Below are 21,450 nucleotides of genomic sequence, written 5' to 3'. Positions count from 1 at the left end.
TACGGGACGCCACAGGCAACAACGTCGAGATCACGTCGCGGGTCAGCCGCCGGGCTTATGTAGTCCTCGCAGCGCCCTCCGCTGAAGCCTCGATCGTTGCGGCCGGCGGCCGCGGTACGGGGAGGGGGAGGTCAAGGTGTTGTGCTGGGCCATGCTGAAGGCCGTCCAGTGAGCTGCCCTGCCTTCCGCGGGACGCCCGGCGATCACGCCCGGCATGAGCCACACATCACGCCGCAGGAGTCGCCGGTAGTGCGGAACGGCCGATGTCCTTCGAAGGTACCAGGCATTCACCGGCACGGAGCTGAAACTCCAGGCCAGCAGGCGGGTAGACAGGCATCCACGGGTTCGGCCTGCGGCTGCACACCTTCCTGCCAGAGACACGGCGGACGCCGCTCGCGCACGCCTGTCACCTTTCCCGAGGCGCCGGGCATGGCTGCTGCCCGGGCGCGGATCGCACTAGCCGCGCGCAGCGCCTCGCCCGGGAGGCAGGCCGCCGTATGCAGGTATCCAGGTGTTCCAGTAGCGGCGCAGGGAGATGCACGAAGGCGAGGCTTACGGATGGCGAGGATCGCGGCGGTCGAGCCTGATAGGACGGGCCGGGTCAGTGGCCTGTCCACGCAGGGCGTCGATCCGGCGCGAGAGCGCCTCGAGTTTCGGGAGCACTGACCACGCCGCGGAAGACAGCGGGGGCGTTGAGTCCGACGTCGAAGCCGGACGGGCGATGTCGAGCGCGCTGGCGAGCGCCGCCGCGAGCCCAGTCCACCGGTCTGCCGCCCGCGAATCCTGTCGGCCGTCGCCGATAGCGCCCGAGATCCGGCCCGCCAACCCTTCCGGCACTGGCTCTATGCCCGCCACGCCAGCACCGAAGCGCTGCCCGGCACGCTTCATCCAGCCTGCATGGCCGGCGGGCCGACTGACCGGAGCCACTCCGCACACGGGATGCGGCTGGCGGAGACATCGACGTCACCGGATCGCCAGAGCGCGCGCGAGTGTCCACATCGCTGCCGCCCGGCACCGAAAGCCCGGGGCGAAGAAAGCCCACGAAACTACTCATACCGCGAATGTACAGGCGAACACGTCATCTAGCACATATTGTTTTCATGGCGCTGAGGTGAGTGGAGAGCAAGCCACTGTTAATTCAGATGACAACACACTCGCCAGATACACATAGCTGAGACTGCGCGGATCGCCCGCAGACGGAGAGCCGGGATTCTCGGAGAGGACAGCGGAGATCGCCCACCGCGATCCTCCTCCGCCCGTCGTAGGGCTGTCTGTTCCGCGTGAGGAGAGACATCGCAATCTCAGGAGCGACACCCACCTCCGTTGTCCGGCTGTGTAGATCTTGATCTGGTGCATTGTCACTGAGGCCGTAAATACTCGCGGGCGACATCAGGACGTGTCGGAGGAGCCCAGAAGCAGTCATTTGCAGAACATCGGATCATCTGAGGCCGTTGTCGACAGTACGGCTCAAGATCGGCCGCGGTCCAGAAGACGTTGTCGGGATAGTGGGCGTGGATACGATCGAAGGACTACTCGGCGATGACGGCGTGGTATGGGCCGCGTTCCGAAGGGGCTCGGCGGTCCCGGGCGGGACGAGCAAGCCAGTTGTCGACGAGGATGTTCGCGGACGCCTGTTCCGGTGGCCTCGTCACCGGGTCGGCCCGCGCTGGCAAGGCGAGTTCCGCGAAGGACACGGCGGCCGCGAGCGGGTGCCTGCCAGATCAGAATTCGCCACGCCTGACTGGAGCTACTGGCGTTGTCGGAGGACTGCCGGCAGCGGGTGCCGACGGCACTTCCTGGGAGAGAGCTGAGCGACGGCGGGTCACGACACGCCGGTCGCATGCTGTCGGCGGAGCTGTCTCCGGCCGGAGATCGCGGCCAGACCGCGGCCAACGCCAGTTCAGGCCGCTCCGGGCCGCGGAGCCGATCAGTCTACGGGAGCACCAGACTCCCAGCCTGGCTGCTCGCGCCAGCGTGATATGCGGGTTTGCGGGGTCGGTGTCGCACGGATGCGCCCAGGTGGCCCGCCGCAGACGCACCGCCGGTCTCTCCTGCCCTCGGCAGAGGCCGGGTCCAGCACTTCACGGCAGGCGGCGACCCATCGCTCGCGCTGCCGGTCACTCCCTATTTCGAGCTGTCAACCGACACCTGCGGGAGTCGATAAGGTCTCACCTGATCGACCCGCGAGCCGCAGACGCCGAACCTGATCACTAATCGCAAGCGCGCCACCGCGGGACAGTCCCGGAGCTGACGCTGTTGTCGGGACTGTCTGCCTGATGACAATTACTGATGCCGGATCTATCGCGGCCGTGGGGAAGACTGCCAGAATCACCGGCTGATGGTCGCTGGAACATCGCTGCCGGCCGACGGGCCTGGATTGCGGGACGCTCTGTCGATGCCGAGGGTGATCACCGTCAGCAGGCGGGCCGAGCGGCGTTCCAGTACTGCCTGTCGAGGTCCGTTTTCCGTCCGGCCGATCGCCGCCCCTGCCCCACCTGCGCCCAGCCGCGGTTTCCACCTGAGCATAGGCTCGCGGACAGCGACAAGTTCCAGGTAAATGATGCCCTGGTAGCGCCGGGTCCGCGCCGTCTGCTCATCGAGGCCCAGCAACATCAGCTCCGCGCTCACGATGTGACACCTTCGTTCGCATACCGACGCCCACATCACACAGTTACGGCCGGCACTGCCCAGTCAGCACTGGTCGCCGATCAAACGATCGACGGGGTAAGTCTCGCCAATACATCGCCTGGTTCGGGGCGCCCGCGGCCTGCTGAGCGCCGGGCAGCCGGCGGTAGACGCCTCCTGCGATGGGAAAGACGGCGGCGTCGCATCCGTCAAGGAGGAGGTCGCTCGTCGGGAGAGAAGATCCGAAGGCGTCGGGCTGATCCACGATCGGCACTGCCCGCAGGCCATCGGCCGAAACCTCGATCTGGCCAGCTACACCGACGCCGGTTACGGTCCCCGCTGTACGTGCATCCTCGGGACACCAGCTCTCCCTCTTCGAGATCCGCAGCGAGCGCAGACGATCACCCGGGAGCGGGCATGAGAATCCAGTCGCGATACGTCCGCGTTCTGTGCGGGCTATCTGATCGCCGCGAAGCGCAGGTCGAGGAGCTGCTCAGAATCGAAGGCCGGCAGGCGTGCGGGCAGCCGCTGGCGACCGCCGACCCGCGCAGGAGGTCGGCGCCCACGGGCCTGCTGAGCTGAGCTCAACAAGCTGTGGTAGAGATCCGGCGCGGGCGGCGAGTGGCGGATGTCGTCCAGCTCGTCCTGGCGCTGCGGCAGTGCTTCCAGGCAAGCGCCTGCGGAGCCGGAGGGTGGCAGTGTAGCGGGCTGTACCCGGCTGCGCACTGTCCGGCCGCGCCCAGCGTGGCAGAGGGTCGCCACACAGCCGATGGCTGGCGCAGGACAACAGGTTCCGCGGAGTGGCAAATGCGGGCCGCGCGGTAGAACTGGGGGATGGCCGCCGACAGCGGCTGTCTCGCTCCGCGGACGACGAGTTCGACTCGGATAGCCGGCCGAACGGCAGGGCGCTGGAGAAGCACATTTGCATGCTGCCCGCGCCCCCGAGGAGTGGATCGGCGCGCCCGGCGGCGCACACCTGCTCAGGCCCAGGTCGGCCTCGATCGTACGGGGTCCTCTTCAGCAGCCGCAGGTCCGGGGTGCGAGGCCTGACGCCGGCTTGCTCGCTTCGGCCGGGCTCGCGGGATCGTCCCGGCGATGATTGCTCAGACGAGACGGGGCGACAGCCGTCGAGACCCACGGTGGCCGCGCCGGTCCGAGAGCCGGTGGTAATGATTCCGGGCGCGCGGGTCGGCCGAGAAGGCGGACCGGTTCGGCGAGCGCCGCGGCATGGCATCGGCCCAGCGGTGAATCTGCTGCCCGGCAGATCCCGGTATTCGCACGCCGGCGCTGGCGGCCAGTCTCACGGTGGGAAGATGTTCCCCGGCGCCTCCAGGGCCCAGCACCGAGCACAGGTTTGTCATATGCCGTCCTGCGATCTGCGCCGTCGACAGCTCGTTGTCGCGCATGTGCCGCGATTTGCGAACCAGTCGCCGCCGCCGGCCTCGATGGCCGCCAGCGTCCGGCAGTTGCGCCACGCACGCGCCAATGCCGGCGGCCGCCCGGTCAGCAGATCTACAGATCCCGAGCTGGGGTGTCGACCATCGAGATCTCGATGTAGACGGGCGGACGAGGCGAGCGGAACCCGAAGCGGCTGGCGAAGCGGATTTCCACGAGCGCGGACATTTCTGATCAGTCTGCCAGGCCGAGGCACCGGCCGTATTCCACAGCGGCGACATCGGCGCCAGGGAACCTGCCACGGCGCACGGGCTGGTATAGCGCGGCCTCGCCGAGCCAGAATCGCCTGAATCGCACAGATCGGTCTGGCCTCGGGTTGGACACGATGAAGACGACATCGCCGCCTCGCATCGCAGCCGTGGCCCGCCGCCGCCGGAATGACTTCGGCAGCAACATCTGGCTCTCTCCCGGCTCACCCATCGAGCCGTGGACCTCCCCATCAACTCCTCCTGCCTGAGCGGGTACCCACCGACTATCACATCTGATCGCCAGATCACCAGACCTCGAGCCAATATTCAGGCCGCGAAAGACAGGAAGGGTTGTATCGCCATTGTCCAGGCCGAAGCGAAGTATTACACGAGAGCAGCTGCTCGCGAACATACTCCTGCCCGGCGAGGAGCCGCAGCTTCAGCGGAGCGCGCCTGAACAGAATGCCGGCAGTCAACGCCGAGCGACATCACGACGGCAGAGAACCAGCGAACAGCAGAGCGAGCGAAGTCGCCGGCCGGAGGCGCAGCCCAGCGGCGCGCTGAAGGGGCGCGGCGAAGCGGCCTGCCAACGGCGCCCTCGCCGCCTCGTCGCGCAGCGGCTCGGCACGGCGACCACCGGCCCGGCGCCACCCCGAGCAGATGGAAGCCGCCGACTTCGCACAGCCTCCAACCGGTCGCCGCCGCGGCGGCGTTCTGCTCGGCCGGTCGTGCCGCGCGTCCGGCGGCGGCGGGCCAGCGCCCGCGAAGGCCGTTCGCTCGCCAGTCGCCGTCGACCAGCGCTGCGCCGTCGTCACGCAGGACGGGCCCAGCGTGACGGCGGGATCGCGCGATCACCGCCGACCGGCGGTGCGGCCGATCGGTCGAGCGGGATGCCGCGCGAGCCCTGGCTCGGCGCGCCGAGGCACCCACGCGAGCGGCAAGGAGCATTACGGCGGCGTCGCGGGTGAAGTTACACCCGAGCGCCTGAGGCCACGACAGCGCCGTTTCCCGTGCTTCCCGGAAGATCACCCGTCGTCAAGCAGGTCATCAAGGCCCGCTGGCAGTTGATCAGGCCTGCGGGGCTGTGGGTAGCTGGCGATCCTGTCCCTTGGGATCGCCTCGACGAGCGCCTGGTCGGCGCGGCGAGATATCGCCGACATCGCCTGCGTCCTCGGGGTGCATGCCCATTCCGCGCGGCCCACCGTTGTCTCGGCCTGGACGACGCGCGCGCGCAGCGGAACTGCCGGGGTTGTCATCCCCGGCTGCTGGGGACGGAACCGACGACCTCGGCGCCGTCGACGTCAACTCTGCTGAAGCGGTGTTTTTGAACGAGGATCGCGTAGGCGCGGCCGGCGGACATGTTCATCGACGAGAAGCGTTCTTCGTACGACGCCTGACCAACAGCCGGCCGCCGCGGCTCACGGCCGCCGAATCGTCCTCATCATTCTTCGTCGGCCCGACATCTCGGACTACATCGAGTTGATCGGTGCTCGGCATCGCCGCCGGACACTGCCAGCCCATGCCCAGGAGCGTCACGAGGTCGTGCTCCGCTCGAGAATCGGCGAGAGATCCGCGACACCCTCGCCGACCTCGGCGTTACACTAGCTGACGTACATATGCCGCGATGGAGCGGCACAGCAGTATCGACGCGGCGCTGGCCGCCGTCCTGTCCGGGCGATCAGCTGCCACGGTCAAGGGCGGTCGGCGGGGTTCGGTGAGCGCCTGCAGGGCCGCCACAGGCGGAGCGGGAGGCGGCTGCGGCTTCCGGAGTGGCTGACACCACCCCAGGCCTGGAATGCACCGCAAGCTGGGCGGGAACATGTCCCGGATGACCGGGTTGTTCTGCCCGCCGCCGTTCGACCGCGCCGCCCGGCGAGCTCCCATTTAGCGTGAGGCCCGGCGGGCCGGTGGTCTGTCTGGCCCACGCCGGGCCTGGCGGCGGGAGAGATAGCGTGGGCGGTCGACTCGAGGAACAGGGAGCCTCACCTCGTCGCGTCGCCGGACGAGAGTACTGCGCACGCAACATCCAGCCGCGGATGCCGATGACGACCCTGGTCGCGACGCGATCAACGCCGCCAGAGTGTACCACACCCCCTGCCCAGCATTCCAGGCCCACTCGGCGAAACAGCCTGCTGACGAGCTTCCGCCGAAGGCCGCAAGGGCCAGCGCAAAAACCCGCCGAGGCCGACCGCGGCCCCGCTGGAAAGCAGCTCCAGGATCCTCTCGCCAGGGCGCGCGAAGAAATGTTTTATCAGCAACCGGCATCGAAACCACGGGCGCCACGCCATTAGCCTCGTCGACGAATACACCTTCGCGGGTCAGGCCGATAGCGGTGGTTTAACCAGGGCGAATGCCGACGGAACAAAGAAACATTTTCCGTGACCCGGAAGTGGAAATCACGCGAACGGACGATCGCATCGCCCCGCTGAGGTGAAGCTGTCCGGTGATCGCGCCGCCAAAGAGTACTGAAGAATTGCACCAAGGAACATGTAGACGGGCAACAGCAGCACCGTCGCGCCGACGGTCGCGGCCGGCGAGATGCGCGGCCGGCGTTCAGGCAGACGCTGGTGAGGCTTGTCGGCACGAGGCACCGGGTCAGCTCGTCGGCTCCTGGCTCCGCGAGACGGCCATCGCACTGGCGACCATCATTTCTTGCCAGCATACCCCTCATGCGGGCTGCTCGATGCCCTGTCCAGTTTCGACCTCGCTCAGCCGCGCGGAGCCTTCACCGATGCTCCGATAGGCACGTCGGCGCACGGAATACCGCCTGCTGGCCCGCTCAGCCGAGTTCGCGCGAACTTTCTAGAGAGGCCGCACGGCTTTGGTACTCTCACATCGTCGGATGCCGAGCCGAACGGCGCCGGTCCACCGAACGGCGCACGGAAAGTGATCGTAGAGGTACTTCACGCCGCCTCACGGCTCCCTCGCTCGCCTCGCGGCGCACAGCCGTGTGCTCGGCAGAGCGCCGGCCCGCGACCGCGAAGGCGAGATGACGCGCCGACGCCTTCAGGTCTGTCGGCCTCGCCAGACAATGAATCGCCGGCTGGCTACCTCGGCGGCGAGCAGTCCCGTCCTGCCGCCTGCACACTGGAACCGCCTTTCTTCGACGACGGCCGACAGTCTCAAGATGAGTCGACACGGTCGCTGCCGCGCCAGTTCCTGACGCTGAGCCGAGATGCCGCGCCGCCACGGAACTCTTCCGGCCTGCGACGAGGCGGTCGAGGCTGGCGACCGTCGGCGCGCCCGCCACCATGGCGGTCGCGCCAACCGGACCGGCGGCTCGCCGTCGCCGACGTGCCCAGGCCGTCGGGCAGCGGCTGACGGTCGCCCTATCAGAGGAGATTCCACCTCATTGACGCGCCTCGAACCCGGGTTCACCGCGGACACCCACGCAAGCACTTGCCTCACACTCAGCATTCGTTTCACCACGCCGCCTGATGCCCCGCGCTGGCATTCGGCCTGAGGACATCTGGCCCTTCCAACCGCGCGCAGATCGTCGCCGACGCCGACCCGCGGTCGACGATCTCATCGACTCTTCAAGAGCGACATACCACGCCTCAGCCCGGCAGCTGCTGTCTGGCTCGCTCGACATCGCCGATCGTTACCGCCGATCTTCGCCGACTCGCCGGCGGATGATCTCGACTACTCGGTACGGCCGCCGCGACTACTGGATCGCTCCACGAACCTGCCGGCCGCGACGCCGACAGCCGACCGCCATCGCCCATCGCCTGGGATCACATCTCATCGTTCTTCCAGCGCACATTCCGGCGTGCCGGCGCGACAGCGCCGCAGGTCCTTCCTCGACGGCTCATCACGACGGCACCCGACAAGGAACGTCGCCGCCGACAGAGTTCACACACTACGCAGGCAGATAGCGAGCCGCGAGCAGGTGGCGCGAAGCCGCGCCCGCACTGACCTCCGACAGGATCTCGCCATCAAATGGTTTGACGACCGGTAATTTAAACCCTTGATCCGACTGATGTGGTCTGTCGGGGGTTGCCGCCAGGAGTCCAGTCGAGGAAAAAAGCCGCTCGCCGGTTCCTCCTGACTACATGAGAGCGGTCACCATCTGTCAGAGGTCACCCAAGTCAGGGACAAGACGACGACAGGAAGGCGATCATAGCGAAGAGGCGATGATCGCCGGATCGAGTTCCACTCGATCGAGAGCGGCCGTAGCCTTCGGCAATATTCTTCGAAATAGGGCCGGCATTCGGCAGACGATCCGTCGCCTCGCCTGCTGGTACGCCGCGGACTCTCGCAGCTCGGCGCGGCAGCTCCGCCCTTCAGCCGAGCTCGATCTCATACCGATCACTGCACCCGTAGCCAGGCAGATGATCTCGCATGAGCCGGGAGGCTGGTCTCGTTCAGTCGCTCGGGGAGATGGCCAGATCGCGATGACGCTGCCGCGAGCCGGCGGCCCTCGATATCGGCGCGACAACCGCACCGGTGTGACGGCCACCTGCCGCGGGCTGCATGCCTCTTGGAACCAGGCAGCGGGACGATGATGGTCGGGTGCCCGCGACAGGCCGTCGAATAGCGCGCTCGCCATCGGGCCCGGGCACGGGAGACACGCGAGGCGATGACACGTCCGGCTCGCGGCGGTGCAGCCGCCACTGTTCGGGTACGCTCGGGGCACAGCAGCCGGTCTACCGTCGGGCGGGAGCATCACCGCCGACATCGCGGCCGTCGCGATCCACGATACGTCGCCGGCTCCTCGGCCCGCATGCAGATCGCCGCGCTGCTGACTGACGAACACCCAGCCATTACGCCATTGCCCGATCGCCCGCCGACATCGTTGGAGCCTGATTCACTACTCGACGGCCCATCGGCGCCGCGGCCACACGCGCCGCATCCTCGTTGGTCGACGCCGGCGCACTCGCTTTCCGATAACTGGAACAGACTGAGGCGACCAGCCGATGCCCGATCTCCTCTCGACACGAGGCAGACCGGCGCCTGCCGCCGCCGCGCGAGCAGACGAGCAACGGATCGACATCGCCGCTACGCCGATATTTCGCCGCCACCAGTCCCGTGAGTGCTGCTGCTGTGAGGCACACAGCCAGCCGCAGGCGGGCGGGGATCCTGCGCGGAGGTAGGGTCCGTACGGGCCGCAGCGTTGTCTGTTACCCTGGCAGGACGCTACGCGCGCGCAGCGAAGAAGGGCGTTCCTGGGTGTCGGCGTCGGCGCACGCGCGGGATCGCCAGAAGGATGCCCGCGAGAGCTGGGCGCGCAGGGCGTCTGTCAGGGCGAAGATTACGTGGGGACAGTTTTGGCGAGAGCGTAGTCCAGGGTGCGTGTCGATGAAGCGACCGCGGCGACAGACGCGGTGAGCGTGTTGCCTTCAGCAGCGCTGGCTAGCGCCATCGCCGCCTGGGATCGGTCGTCCCGACGACAGCCGCCACTGCGGCCAGGGCAGGCACTGTCAGCCGGTCAGCCTCGATGTCCATGGCCCATAGAGTAGGCCACACCCATGGTATACTGCCATTTGACACTGAAAGCACAGGAGATTACCGGCCAGCGGCACCTGCGGCTGTAAGCTGCTCGTCGTGTCGTTGTCCAGATGCAGAAGCAGTTGTTCGGTGGAGCTCGGCGAATGGCGGTGTCGTTGAAGGGTTGCAGGTCGGGGTGCAGCGACGCATTTGCACGGGCGGCACAGGTCTCGGCCGGCAGCACGGCCAGCTCGCTACGCTGCTCGAGCCAGCGATCGTCCGCTGCCAGGCAGGCTGTTCCGGCGGCCAGCCTGTACATGTTCCGCATACATCGGTTACAGCGCCCTGTGATATATTCTTCAGAACAAAATACTCATCTGGAAGCTAGCTGGTTCACGATGGAACGGACGACGCCCACTTGCTCCCCCCAGCCGGCCACGCAGCGCCACACAGCGCGGGGTGGGGGCGCCGCACTGGGGTGCAGCGCCTGCGTAAACTCGGTGGGCCAGGCGTCGCCAAGGTTTCGGCGGGCACGGCGCAGCGACAACGTCAAGGGCACACTGTCGTAGTCGCCTGTGTTCCGGCGGCTGGATCCCGGGGACACCATGACGGGAGAGGACGGCTCTCCAGTCAGTAGCGGGGCAGAGTCGTCTGCTTCCAGCTCGACGGTCGAGCAAGGAGGCCCACAGGCCATCCGGTACGCTTCAGTCGCTGAGGGCAGAGCTGTCCAGGACGCCGGCGTCGGCGGTGGAGATCGCCGACTAGGCCAGAGGCAGGACGTCACGAGCCATCGTGACGGGCGCCTGGTGGAAGATAAGCCACGGAGCTCACATCTCTCTGATCAGGTCGACATGTCGAGATGAGCGCACGAGGTCAGGCCGCCTGTGCCGCTTGATGCGAAGGGGTGGACGAGATCTTTTCTCGGGGCGGCGGCGGTTCTCGGTACCTGTGCCTGGTGCCACTCGGTGGGCACGATAACACTTCCTGCTGTTCCACGCTTGGCTCCGGCCACCTTCCTGCATGAGTGTCGGGGTCATCGCGCAGGTTCTCAGCTGGAGAGGGCTGCGCTTAGCAGGGCACTAGCTGATGTGCGCGAAGAACTGGCCGGGTCTGTTCACTGAGGTGATACAAGGGCCTGGAGGTCAGCCAATTTTCACGAAGCCGCGGGCGGCGGCCAGGCTGTCGGCGCGGTTGGTGGCCTGGCGCCACGGCTTGCGGTCAGATCTGGAACAGGGATCTCGAATCGCCGAGAATCATCATCTACAGCACGGGTTACAAGAGCCTGCGGCGAATCCGCAATTTTTGATATTTCCACGCCTGATAACTGGGCCGCCTCTTGCAACTGATCACTCTCGCACGCGCCGACAGGCCAGTTCCATCAGCACAGCTCCAGAGATGATCATAGTGGTAGGCATAAACTGGGTTTGTTCTGGAGGGCAGAATGCACGCGTCTGCTTTCAGCTGGACGTAAGGTCAGCTGGGGTTTTTGTCTTAGGGTTTCTTAGAACAATCTGGACGGGCCGAATTTGGAAACCCAGAACAAACGGTTTCAGATCACCTGACAAGGAATGCTTTCTATGTCACTTATATTCGGGCTGCTGGGCTCACGAACCCCCCGCCACTCATATGTGCCGCGGGCATGGGAGGCAGCGGGGTGTAGTTGTTGCTGACAACGACTGGATCGGCCCCGTGCTGAGCAGCTTTGTAGTCAGGCGGGTAGCTGTGAGTCTGGGTGGCCACCGTGACGCCTGCACAGAGGGTCGCAGCCTGCCGCTGGCCCTGGCCTCGGTACCTCGGCGCGTCGGCCTCTGACACGTATATGGGTTTCCAGTTCTGTGGCTGAGGCATCAATGGCGGCACAATGGATGAACTGAACTGTAGCTTGGGGTATAGTGACCTCAAACCCTACATAGTTGTCTACGTAGACACACTATGGGGTGATGCGTCATCATTTTCGGCCCAGTGTCGGATTGATGTATCTCGACTTCCGAGTATTGATGAACGTGAGGGGCCGGGTTCAGACCGCCCTCACGTTCATCAGTACTCCGTCAGAATACACATCAATCCGACACTATGGGGCCGAAAGTGGTGACGCATCACCCATGTGAGCGTCTACGTAGACAGCTTAATGCATCAGGAAATACAGCTGTGTAGGGTTTGGGTCCTTGCTGCACCACCCCTCACCCTGGCCAAAAGCTACCGGATGAATTCATCATTGTGCCGCCATTGATACCTCAGCCACAGAACGGAAGCTCCGATATGCGAGTGTCGAAATTCGACGCGCGGAGGTACCGGAGCCGAACGGCCCCCCAGGGCCGGGCGGCGGAACCGTCCACCGGCGCCGACCACTCTTCCATGCTTTTGAGCGTCACGGCCGGTACCACCCGAGACTCAGTACCGCTGCTGCTGTCCACGACCCGCACCAGGGCGCGGCGCGGCACGCGAAGCGAGCTCAGCCACGGGGCCGGTCTCCCCGATCCGGTCGTTGTCGGCGGCAACACACCCGCTGCTGCCAGCTGCTTGTTCCCCGCGGCGTGTTGGCGGGGGTTCGTGTAGCAGCCGGGCTCTAGTGACACATAAGAGCGTTCCGCGTCGAAACCGGCTCTGACCTGCGGTGATGTGAAACCGTTTGTTCTAGGTTTCCAGAACAAACGCGTCCCGGGTGTTCTGGAAACCTAGAACAAAAACCCCCGAAAACTGACGCCACGTCAGCTGGCTTTGAGACGCCGTTTGTTCTGCCCCTCCAGAACAAACCGGTTTACCTAGTGCTACCGTGCTCCCCGAAACGTTGATCATCTCTGGAGGACTGTGCTGATGGAACAGCTGCCGATCGTCCGCCCCGGCGAGCGCGTTGTCGCGAGGTCGGACGGCAAGGGCGGCTTGATTCTGGGCGTGGAGAAGATCAAGGGCCGCGAGTTCGCCGCGAGCGCGGGGTGCAGCGGCTACGTGCTGGACGCCCGGCTGCTGATGGATGTTCTCGGCAGTCTCAAGATGCCCGGGTCCTGGTTCCAGGTCTGGTGCAAGCTCGTGGCGCTGCAGAACGCCAACCGCGCCGACGACAACCTCCGGGCCGCCGCCCGCGGCTTCGTGAAGACGAACCAGCGTGACCTCCAGGCCCGGTGCAACCTGTCCGCCGCCTCGGTGAACGAGGCCAGCCAGTTCTTCGCGCACATCGGCTGGATGCGCACTGCCAAGCGCGGCATCCTCCAGCTGAACCCGTGGCTCACGGTGGCCGGCACCTCCGGCGAGCAGGAGAAGTGGCAGGCGCTGTGGAACAGCGCGGAGGGCCCGGCCTGCATCATCCCGCACTCCGACTACCCCACCGAGTGGCGCCAGGCCCGAGAGGCGGAGAAGAAGGCCGCCGAGGCCGCCCGCCGCAGGGAGAAGGTCGTCACGCTGCGGCAGAAGCGGCCTGTACGCAAGGCGAGCGCATGACCTCGCGCGGCATATCCTCGACATACAGCGTCGACCTGATCGGAAGTGGTGAGGCTCCGTGAGCAGCTCTTACGTCCCCAGCCCTCCCACCGAGGCGCCCGTCACGATGGCTCGTGACGTCCTGCGCCTCCTGGCCCTGGTCGACGTCTCCACCGCCGGCCGCCGCGTCCTGGACCAGCTTCTGTACCTCAGCGACCCGGAGACCGGCACCGCCGCGATTAGCCAGAACGAGATGGCACGTGAGCTGGGCGCCAGCAAGCCGACCGTGAACCGCGGCTTCAAGGAGCTCCGCGAGTGCGGACTCGTCTGGAGCCTGGAAGACGGCCTCTACCAGCTCCACCCGCTGCTGACTGGAGGCGCCGTCTCCTCTCCCGTCATGGAGGTCCCGGAGATCCGAGCCGCCGAACCCGGCCGCTTTACCGAACAGCGACGGGCCAGGTTCGCCGCCCAGACGGCCAATCTCGCCGCCACCGGCTGAACAACCCCACCGAGGGCCTTGAGCGACGCTCCAACGGCCTCCTGGCCCCGCGAAGACACACAGGCGCTGCGCCCCAGGTGCGGCGCCTTCTTCATGCCCGCACGCGATCAAGCCGGTAGCACTACGTAAACCGGCTTGTTCTGGGAGAGCAGAACAAACGTCGTCCGTTCCGCGGCCCTCGCCCACCGTGAACAGCGGGCGGCCGGTAGCACCAGGTGAACCGGTTTGTTCTGAAGGAGCAGAACAAACGGCGGTTCCTCGGAGCACGGGCGCTGTATGCAGCAGCCGTGCATGGATCTCCTGCCGGACATGGCAGATCTGCGCTGTTACGCAGCCGCCGGAACGGGCCCGTGGTCCTGCTGCCTGGCCCTGGAGCAGCGGACGTCGACTGGGTAGCAACGGGTCCGAGCAGCGTGCAGCAGCTGGCCGTGCTGCACCGGCCGGGGCCGGCCTGCTACCCGTGCAGCACTTGTGTGCCGCCTGGCCCATGCAAATGCTGCGCTGCACCCCGGGACCACCCTGCAGCCCTTCAACGACAGCCACCGCCATTCGCCGGACTCCACCGGGTAACTGCTTCTGCATGCAGTTGTGTGCAGCACGACCAGGAGCAGCAGCCGCCGGGTACCACACTTTGGCCGGTGGCTGCAGGATGTCAGGTGCTTTCGGGTGGATTCGTGGCGAACTCCGCTGGTGTACATGGGTGTTGGCCTACTCTGTGGGCCATGGACATCGAGCTGACCGACGACGAACACCTGCGGTCCCTGGCCGCGTTGGAGGCGGTCGTCGGGGACGACGACGATGTCCTGGAGATCCTGGCGGGCGGCGATGGCGAGCGCCCGCTGCCAGCGCTGCTGGCGGCCTACGGGCAGCACACGCTCCACCGCATCCTGGTCGCCGCGGTCGGCATCGACGCCACCACGGACTACGACGAAACAGGCCGACTGGTCGCGGAGATCAACAGCGATCCGATGGCCCGCATGGTCTTCGCCCTGACCGACGCCCTGCACACCCAGGCCGCTCTCGCGGGCGACGACCCCGCCGCAGCGAAGCCAATCGCCCGATCCATCCTCCTGGCGATCCACGCGTTCACCGACGCCGACACCCAAGACGCCCTAACCCTGCTGCGCGCGCTGCGCAACGAGGTCCTGCGGGCCAGCTGAACAACACTGGCAGCCCCGGCTGCCACGGACCCTCACCTCACACCCTCACAGGATCCCCGCCCGCCTGGGGAAACGGGCTGTGTGCCTCACAGCAGCAACGGGGCGGCAGCGGCTTCACAGGACGGTGCCGTGCAGGGCGCGGCGGTCGCCGGAGATCGCGTAGCGGCGGGCGGCGAGGCCGTTCTCGAGGGGTTCGCCGATCTGCTCGCACAGCAGCGCCAGGGCGCCGGTCGCCGCCTCGGTGTCGGAGAGGTAGGCCGGGGCGACTTCGAGCATCAGCTCGCCGATCGCCTGGGTGCTGGCGACCAGGTTGTCGACGGTGCGGCGCAGCGCGGCGACAGTCGGGTCCGGCCGGCGGTTCGGCGGGCGGGGGGCCGGGGTGGTGCGGACGTCGCGGACGACCTGGCGGACCACGGCGCGCACCGTGGGCCCGTCGAGGTCCTGGAGGCCGCTGTGGGCGAGCGTGGCGAGGCGGTGGGTGTATCAAGGCTCCGCGACGGTGTCCGCGCGGGCGGAGACGGCGATCAGGACGCGCTGGGACAGGCCGTAGTCGAGCGCGGACGCGACGGCCGGATCGCTGTCTCGCGTGCGAGACGTCTCGGGGCCGGCGGCGACGGCGTCGTGGATCGCGGCGAGCGCGTGGGCGATGTCGAGGAGCCGGTACGCCTGCGTGCGGCTGATGCCGAACTCCACCCGGCAGTAAGACTCCCAGCTGCTGTGCCCCAGAGGCACCCAGACGCGGGTGGCGAGCACCGCCGCGGAGCGCCGGACGTCGTCCATCGCCTCGCGCAGCCCGGCCGTGATCTCCCGTGCGAGGGCTGCGGTGAGTGGCGGCCGCGCCTGTTCGACAGCGTGCTCCTGGTCCTGGTCGCGGGTACCCACGACCCATCATCGTCCCGCGCGCCGACGGACCGGGCCAGGGCGTACGGAAGTTGACCCGCGGCAGATGATCTTGGCCGTTTACCGGGTGCGGTTGACCGTCTCGCTGGAGACCGCCGGTGTGTCAGGAGGGCCGCCGAACAATGTGCAACGCGTCACTCTTAGCGTGCGAGCTATCACGGTGCGTACTGATCTGGCTATCCTCCACGCGTGAGCGATGAACGGGAGCAGCATCCCGGCAATGCGAAGATCATCTATAACTACAGGTACGAGTGTGATCAGTGCACTGGGGACTCGGAGGGCTCGGCAGAAAAAGAAGGGGCGGAGAAACGCCGCGCCGAGCACCGCGAAGAAGTCCACGGCGGCCTGCGCCCCAAGGCAGGCGACCGGATCGTCGAGTACGAGGTCGCCCGGGAAATTCTTCCCGAAGAACCAGCCGTACCCGAAGAGCCGACCGTCTCCAGGGAGTCATCGAACGGACTTCCAATCGGCTTGATCATCTTTATCTTCCTTGTGATCGCCTTCCTGTCTTCCAAGTGATGCCCGAGGAGCTGCGGGTCGATTTCAGCCACCCCGCCTCCTGACTTGGGTGACCTCTGACAGATGATCTTGACCGCCTCGTTGGAGGCTGCTCGTGTGTCAGGAGGGGCCGGCGAGAGCGTTGGACTCACCGGCGCGATCGACTGGTTTCCTCTGGCGGCAACAGCCACGACCCCGCCCCGACGAGACCCATCAGTCGAGATCAAGGGTTAGAAACCCACCGGCCGTCAAGGCCATTTGATAAACGAGCGAGATCCCCTGTCAGAGGTCAGAAGTGCGGGCGCGAACTTCGCCTCACAGTCTCACAGCTCCCCTTGTCTACCTGCGTAAACGGGGTGTGAGGCTCACAACCTGCCAGCCTTCGCCGGGCTCGAGGCGTTCCTTGTTCAGGTGCGGCAGTGATGGGGTGGGGCCGTCGGGGAGGAGGCCTCTGCGGCGCATGGCCTGGTCGCGGCTGCGGCACCAGGTGGTGCAGAACTTGCGTGGGCGGCGGGTGGATGAGGGCAGCGGCTGGGCGCAGGTGGGGCAGTGGCCGTCCTTGATGACCGGGGCCAGTTTCCGGAGCAGTCGCTGGACGTGGTCTTCGTCTTTGGGGGTGTACGGCTCGGTGTCGGCGTCGCAGCCGGCGAGGAGTTCGGCGAAGACGGTGCGCAGTGCGGTGAGGTCGCGGCGGCAGGTGCCGAGCAGGTCGAGGTATTCCTCCACCGGCCAGGTGGCCAGGACGGCGGAGCGGGAGAGGTAGAAGCCGAGGGTGTCGATCCGGTAGCGGTCGGCGGTGTCGAGCAGCAGGTAGCCGAGCAGCTGCCAGGCGCTTGCCTTGGGGAAGCGGTGCGGGTGCCTGTCGCTCTTGAAGTCGATGAGGAGTCCGTCGGCCACGAGGTCGGCGTCGGCGGTGATCTGCGCGTTGGAGAATGTGGGGCCAGGTGTGCAGTCCTCGGGCCGGGTGCGAGCGCGCAGGGCGCGCAGGGGGCTGTCCGCGGCGTGGTGGAGCTGAGCTACGACGTCGGCCACCAAGTCGCGGTGCGGGAGCTGCAGGAGACGGTCGAGGGTGAAGGAGCCGGGGTCTTCACGCGCGGCGAGGGACAGCGGGGTGTCCGCGAAGCCAATTGGGGTGCGGGCGAGCACCTGGTACCAGGCCGCGGCAATGAGGAGACGGGCTAGGTCCTCCTCCTCGTCGTGGGCACGGTCGATGGGGGTGTTTCGGTTGGCGAGGTCCAGGGCGTGGACGGTGTACGTCAGCCGCGCGGCGAGCTCGTTGCCGACGGCGCGCATCCGCAGGCCCGCGGCCTGGCAGATGCCGCCGGTCAGTTCGATGCCGATCGCGGCGGCCAGGTCCACGGGCGCGGCCGTGGTGAAGGCGAGGCGCAGCCGGGTGTCGATTGCCGTTCCGGCGGTGCCAGCCTCGGTGCCGACGCCGGGCAGGGGAAGCAGGACGTGATCGGTGCGGTGCTGGGACCGGAAGGATTCCCGTAACGGCTTGGCGCCGGCGGACAGTTCGCGGTCCAGGAACCGGCGCAGCGGGCTGCGGGGGTTGTCGACTCCGCTCTTGAGACTCATGCAGGGGCCGTCCTTCGGCAGAAGCGTTCCCGGGGGCGGGGCGATGAAGTGGTCACGGAACGGACGGTAGGAACCGGGACTGACACCATGTCGCCCGCAGGAAGTAGCCAGCGGTATCCGTAGTTCGGCGGTTCACCGGATCGTGTGATCTGAGCCCCGGGCCCGGCGCCGGAGACGGGCGTGAGGGCGCGTCATCCCACCGCACTTCACAGTCGCAGGCCGACGCATCTGCCCAGGCACGCAGGCTGTGCGCCGCACAGGCGGCAGAGGGCCGTGAGGCAGCGGAGTACCTCTACGATCCGCGCCATGAGCAGCGAGACTGACACCGTTCCGGTGAACCCGCGGCAGTTGCCGGCCGACAGCTTCACCGACTCCGACATCGCCAGGATCACGATGGTGAGGGCCGCCGAAAGCCGTGCGGCACGCTACGGAAAGTTCGCGCAGATGGTGAGCGAGGACCTGGCGCAGAGCGGTGACTACGTGCGCCAGGCGGTGCGCGCGGAGAGATCGGTGGAAGGCACGTTCGTGACGGCTGCGGTGATCGCCGAGCGGGTCCGGGGAACTGGTTGGGAGGTCATCGGCGAAGCAGCCCGCATGAGTGCGGAGGAGGCGGAGCAGAAATGGGGTAGTGCCGAGTCGCAGTGGCGCCGCGCCAGCCGAGCAGATGATCTCTACCGGAAGAAGCCGGGAGCATACGCCGCAGCAACTGACCGGTACCTCGTCACCGACAAGCCCTACCAGCCCAGCGCCGGCCGTCCGCTGTCTGCCTCGCTGGACGCGGCCGCGCATCTCACCGGCCGCGACGTCGCCGCGGCGGACCGCGCGTTCGCCGGCACCCCGTCCTGCGCGCACTGTTCCCGCTGACCCTGCGATACTGAAAAACCCTGCCCCCGGCAGCTGCAATGCCGGGGGCAGGGCTTTCTTTTTCAGTAGGAAACGTCGATGTAGTCGATTCCTGTGAATTCCACTTCCAGGTCCTGGGCGCGGTGTCCGCCGTCCTGGAAATAGATTTCTTTGATTCCGTCGGCGATCACTTCGTTCGGTGTCTGGTCGCCGATGCCCTGCTGTGCGTCGAAGAGGCGCCTGGCGTAGTGGGCGGGGAGGTGGATGGTGAGGCGGCGCTGGCGGCCTTCGTCGGTGGTCCCGACGGGGGCCCGGTAGCCGAAGGTGGCGCGGGTTTCGATGGTGATGCCGGTGCTGGTCGCGGCCCGTTTCTTCGCGCGCTGACGGATCCTGGGCTGCCAGCGGGCCCGGACCGCGGTCTCGATCCGGGCCGCGATGTTCTTCGGCGGGTTTTTGCGCTGGCCCTTGCGGTAGCGCTCGACGGAGCGCTGGCTGATGCCGAGTTCGGCGGCGACGGCCTTGGTCGTCTTGAGCTGTTTCACCAGGAAGTTGACCTGGGCCTGGAGGCTCTTGGGCGGGGCGGCGGTGAACGCCTCCTGGGCGGTGCGTTCGATCGCGTCGACGACCAGGGCGTCGTCGGCATCCGCGGTGCCCGGCTGGATGTTGCGTGCCACGGCTACTCTCCTTCGTCCAGCGACGCGTCATGTCCGCCGCCCTTGATGTGCCGGGCGGGGTTGAGGCCCTGTTCCATCAGGTCGACCGCCCACAGCATCGACTGCACGCCCTCCACCTTCGCCAGGCCCGGCGTGGGCCCGAGCCGGAACCCGCCCGGTTGCGGCTTGCCCGAGGCCGCGTATGGGAGGAAGTCGAGCGGGCTCTCGCCCGGGCTGGGGTAGACGACGCAGTCGGACAGCACGGCGAGCGGGAACAGCCCGGTCATCCGGGACATGTTCAGCAGCTTGCGGTGCATGTTGACCCGGGCCTTGGAGATGACGGCGGCGCGGATGTCGGGGCGCCACGTCGGCCGCTCCAGGGCCGGCCACCGCTCCCCTTCCTTGTAGTGGCGGCCCTGCGGGCGCTCGCGGAGCTTGCCGACACCGCCCTTGACCGTGGCCTTGATCGCGGACAGGACGGCGGCCAGCGCCGGGTCGACCTGCTTGTGCCGCTCCATCGCGGCCAGGAACTCCGCGTCGGTGAGGTCCTTGGTGACGCCGAGGTCGGCGAGGGTGTCGACGTAGGCGGTCTTGAGCCGGTCGTGCCACGGATCCAGGTACGCGCCGGTCTCGCGGCGCAGGTACGCCTCGAGCGGGTGCACGTCGTGGCCGAGCTCCTGGGCGTAGGCGACGGTGTGCGTCTGGTACCAGGCCGGGCCGGTCGGGCGGGAGCCGTCCGGGGTGAACGGGCTGGGCAGGCGCGGGTCCAGCTCGATGTGGCTGAGGTCGACCAGCCAGCTCCCGGGGATCTTCGGGTTGAACTTCGGGCCGACGAAGTGGTCGGGGGCGGACAGGCCGACCGTGAGCCTCGCGGCGGCCGCGAGGAACGCGGTGTTGAGGTCCAGGCCGACCGCGAAGGGCAGGGTGCACTCCTCGTCGGTGAGCATGTCCACCGGCCGCACCCACTGGTAGGCCTCCTCGTTCAAAAACCCGCCGCTCCAGCAGGAGTTGACGACGACGGGGTGCTCGGGGGTGGCCTCCGGCGGCGCCGGGTCCATCGGTTCCGTCCCCAGCGAGCCGGGGTTGTGGCCCGGCACCCAGTTCCCGCTCTCCGCATCCTGCACCGCCCTCGTCGGCGGGCGCAGCGCGGTCATCAGCTCCAGGCCGGAGACGGCGGTGGAGCCGCGCGGGGTGATGACCCGGGTCGCGTACACCCCGAGGACGCGGGCGATGTCGGCCGGCTCCATCTCGCTCACGCCGGGCCAGGAGCGCTCGTCGAGGGCGTCCCAGGACAGGATCGCCAGCTGCACGCACTGCCGCTCGCGGCCCTGCGCCTTGCGGTAGATCCTGGCCCACGGGCCGAACCCGCGCTGGGTCAACTGCCAGCGGGCCTTGGTGACCTGCTTGACGACCGGGTGATCCTCCGGGAGGCGCAGGGAGCGGCGCTGCTCGTGGCCCTCCAGGCGCTCGGGTAGCCCGAGCTTCACCGCGGCCGCCGCCGTGAGGACGATCAGCGGGTCGCTGTCCTTGCCGTAGCGGTGGAGCCTCGGCGCGCCGAGGCCGGACTCGCGCAGCGTCCACTCGACCAGCTCGGGCACCGTGGTCGCGGGGCAGTCCAGCACGATCCCACCCGTGCCGTACGCGGACCCGTCACCGTCCAGCACGGCGAGCGGGCCGTGCGGGAAGCGCGAGTCGACGGCGGGCCTGGCGGGCTTGGCGGCCTTCTTCGCGGCCGGGCGCCGCGACGACGCCGCCGCCGGACGCGCGGCCGCGGCCGACCGGGCGGGACGCCCCGCCACGGCCGGCGCGGCCGGGACAGGAGCCTGTGCGGGTGCGGCGGCCTCCGTCTGCTCGGGGGCGGCCGGGCCGGTGAACGCGGCCGGCGCCTCGGGCCGCTGCGCGACGGGTGGGGCCGGGGCGGGTGCGGCGGGGGCGCCGTTGGCGGGGTACTTCGCCGCCCACCCCTTCAGCAGCCGCTGGTACGCCTCCAGCCGCGGCGGCCTCGGCTCGCTCCTGCCGTTCTCGTAGTTCTTCACCGTCTGTGTCGTGGTCTTCAGCGCGGTCGCGAGGCGGGCCTGGGTGATGCCAGCGGCCTCGCGGAGCCGGGCGCGCTCCGCTGGGGGCGGGAGCTGCGGCTCCTCCGCCAGCAGGGCGTCGATGTTCGCGAACAGCTCTTCCTCAGTTGCCATGTGGCTCTCCTTCCAGCCTGG

Annotated in this window: 11 protein-coding genes; 5 read left to right on the top strand and 6 right to left on the bottom strand. The window is 67.7% G+C overall.

Features of this window, described 5'->3' with window-relative positions:
* Nucleotides 1-2,328: 2,328 nt before the first annotated feature.
* On the bottom strand, nt 2,329-2,628 hold the full coding sequence (locus OCT49_RS38635; protein WP_283856865.1) for a hypothetical protein: 300 nt from the start codon (nt 2,626-2,628) through the stop codon (nt 2,329-2,331).
* Nucleotides 2,629-12,509: 9,881 nt separating this feature from the next.
* Between OCT49_RS38635 and OCT49_RS38630 the strand changes: the two genes are divergently transcribed.
* The 3 genes from OCT49_RS38630 to OCT49_RS38620 all read left to right on the top strand — a co-directional run bounded on the left by OCT49_RS38630 (nt 12,510) and on the right by OCT49_RS38620 (nt 14,768).
* Entirely contained in the window at nt 12,510-13,130 is a 621-nt protein-coding gene (locus OCT49_RS38630; RefSeq protein WP_283856864.1) for a hypothetical protein, read from the top strand.
* Between the two features lie 58 nt (nt 13,131-13,188).
* A complete protein-coding gene (locus OCT49_RS38625; protein ID WP_283856863.1) occupies nt 13,189-13,608 on the top strand; it encodes a helix-turn-helix domain-containing protein in 420 nt (139 codons plus the stop codon).
* A gap of 722 nt (nt 13,609-14,330) precedes the next feature.
* Complete coding sequence (locus OCT49_RS38620; protein ID WP_283856862.1) at nt 14,331-14,768, top strand: hypothetical protein; 438 nt, start codon at nt 14,331-14,333, stop codon at nt 14,766-14,768.
* 114 nt (nt 14,769-14,882) lie between these two features.
* On the opposite strand, the gene OCT49_RS38615 is transcribed toward OCT49_RS38620, so the two are convergent.
* On the bottom strand, nt 14,883-15,182 hold the full coding sequence (locus OCT49_RS38615; RefSeq protein WP_283856861.1) for a hypothetical protein: 300 nt from the start codon (nt 15,180-15,182) through the stop codon (nt 14,883-14,885).
* Between the two features lie 69 nt (nt 15,183-15,251).
* Nucleotides 15,252-15,650, bottom strand: a complete 399-nt coding sequence (locus tag OCT49_RS38610; protein ID WP_283856860.1) for a hypothetical protein — start codon at nt 15,648-15,650, stop codon at nt 15,252-15,254.
* A 207-nt stretch (nt 15,651-15,857) separates the two neighbouring features.
* Here OCT49_RS38610 and OCT49_RS38605 point away from each other — a divergent pair, with 207 nt between their 5' ends.
* On the top strand, nt 15,858-16,187 hold the full coding sequence (locus OCT49_RS38605; protein ID WP_283856859.1) for a hypothetical protein: 330 nt from the start codon (nt 15,858-15,860) through the stop codon (nt 16,185-16,187).
* Nucleotides 16,188-16,505: 318 nt separating this feature from the next.
* Here the strand turns inward: OCT49_RS38605 and OCT49_RS38600 are convergent, their stop codons facing one another.
* Complete coding sequence (locus tag OCT49_RS38600; protein ID WP_283856858.1) at nt 16,506-17,744, bottom strand: hypothetical protein; 1,239 nt, start codon at nt 17,742-17,744, stop codon at nt 16,506-16,508.
* Nucleotides 17,745-18,050: 306 nt separating this feature from the next.
* Between OCT49_RS38600 and OCT49_RS38595 the strand changes: the two genes are divergently transcribed.
* The gene (locus OCT49_RS38595) at nt 18,051-18,608 is read left to right on the top strand and encodes a hypothetical protein (RefSeq protein ID WP_283856857.1); all 558 of its coding nucleotides are present in this window, start codon (nt 18,051-18,053) and stop codon (nt 18,606-18,608) included.
* A gap of 62 nt (nt 18,609-18,670) precedes the next feature.
* Here OCT49_RS38595 and tpg read toward each other — a convergent pair whose 3' ends face one another.
* Both tpg and tap read right to left on the bottom strand, forming a co-directional pair.
* Nucleotides 18,671-19,261 (bottom strand): telomere-protecting terminal protein Tpg, encoded by a 591-nt coding sequence (gene tpg, locus OCT49_RS38590; protein ID WP_283856856.1) that lies wholly within the window; start codon nt 19,259-19,261, stop codon nt 18,671-18,673.
* Between the two features lie 2 nt (nt 19,262-19,263).
* The gene (gene tap / locus OCT49_RS38585; protein WP_283856855.1) at nt 19,264-21,429 is read right to left on the bottom strand and encodes a telomere-associated protein Tap; all 2,166 of its coding nucleotides are present in this window, start codon (nt 21,427-21,429) and stop codon (nt 19,264-19,266) included.
* Nucleotides 21,430-21,450 lie beyond the last annotated feature (21 nt).

The organism is Streptomyces sp. ML-6 (genome assembly GCF_030116705.1).
Classification (GTDB): Bacteria; Actinomycetota; Actinomycetes; order Streptomycetales; family Streptomycetaceae; genus Streptomyces.
This window is presented reverse-complemented; position numbering and strand designations above follow the sequence as displayed.

What these genes read in the sequence shown, in the direction of transcription:
- OCT49_RS38630 (WP_283856864.1), top strand. Translation starts at nt 12,510, where the DNA reads ATGGAACAGCTGCCGATCGTCCGCCCCGGCGAGCGCGTTGTCGCGAGG.
- OCT49_RS38595 (WP_283856857.1), top strand. Translation starts at nt 18,051, where the DNA reads ATGAGCAGCGAGACTGACACCGTTCCGGTGAACCCGCGGCAGTTGCCG.
- tap (WP_283856855.1), bottom strand. Translation starts at nt 21,429, where the DNA reads ATGGCAACTGAGGAAGAGCTGTTCGCGAACATCGACGCCCTGCTGGCG.
- OCT49_RS38600 (WP_283856858.1), bottom strand. Translation starts at nt 17,744, where the DNA reads ATGAGTCTCAAGAGCGGAGTCGACAACCCCCGCAGCCCGCTGCGCCGG.
- OCT49_RS38620 (WP_283856862.1), top strand. Translation starts at nt 14,331, where the DNA reads ATGGACATCGAGCTGACCGACGACGAACACCTGCGGTCCCTGGCCGCG.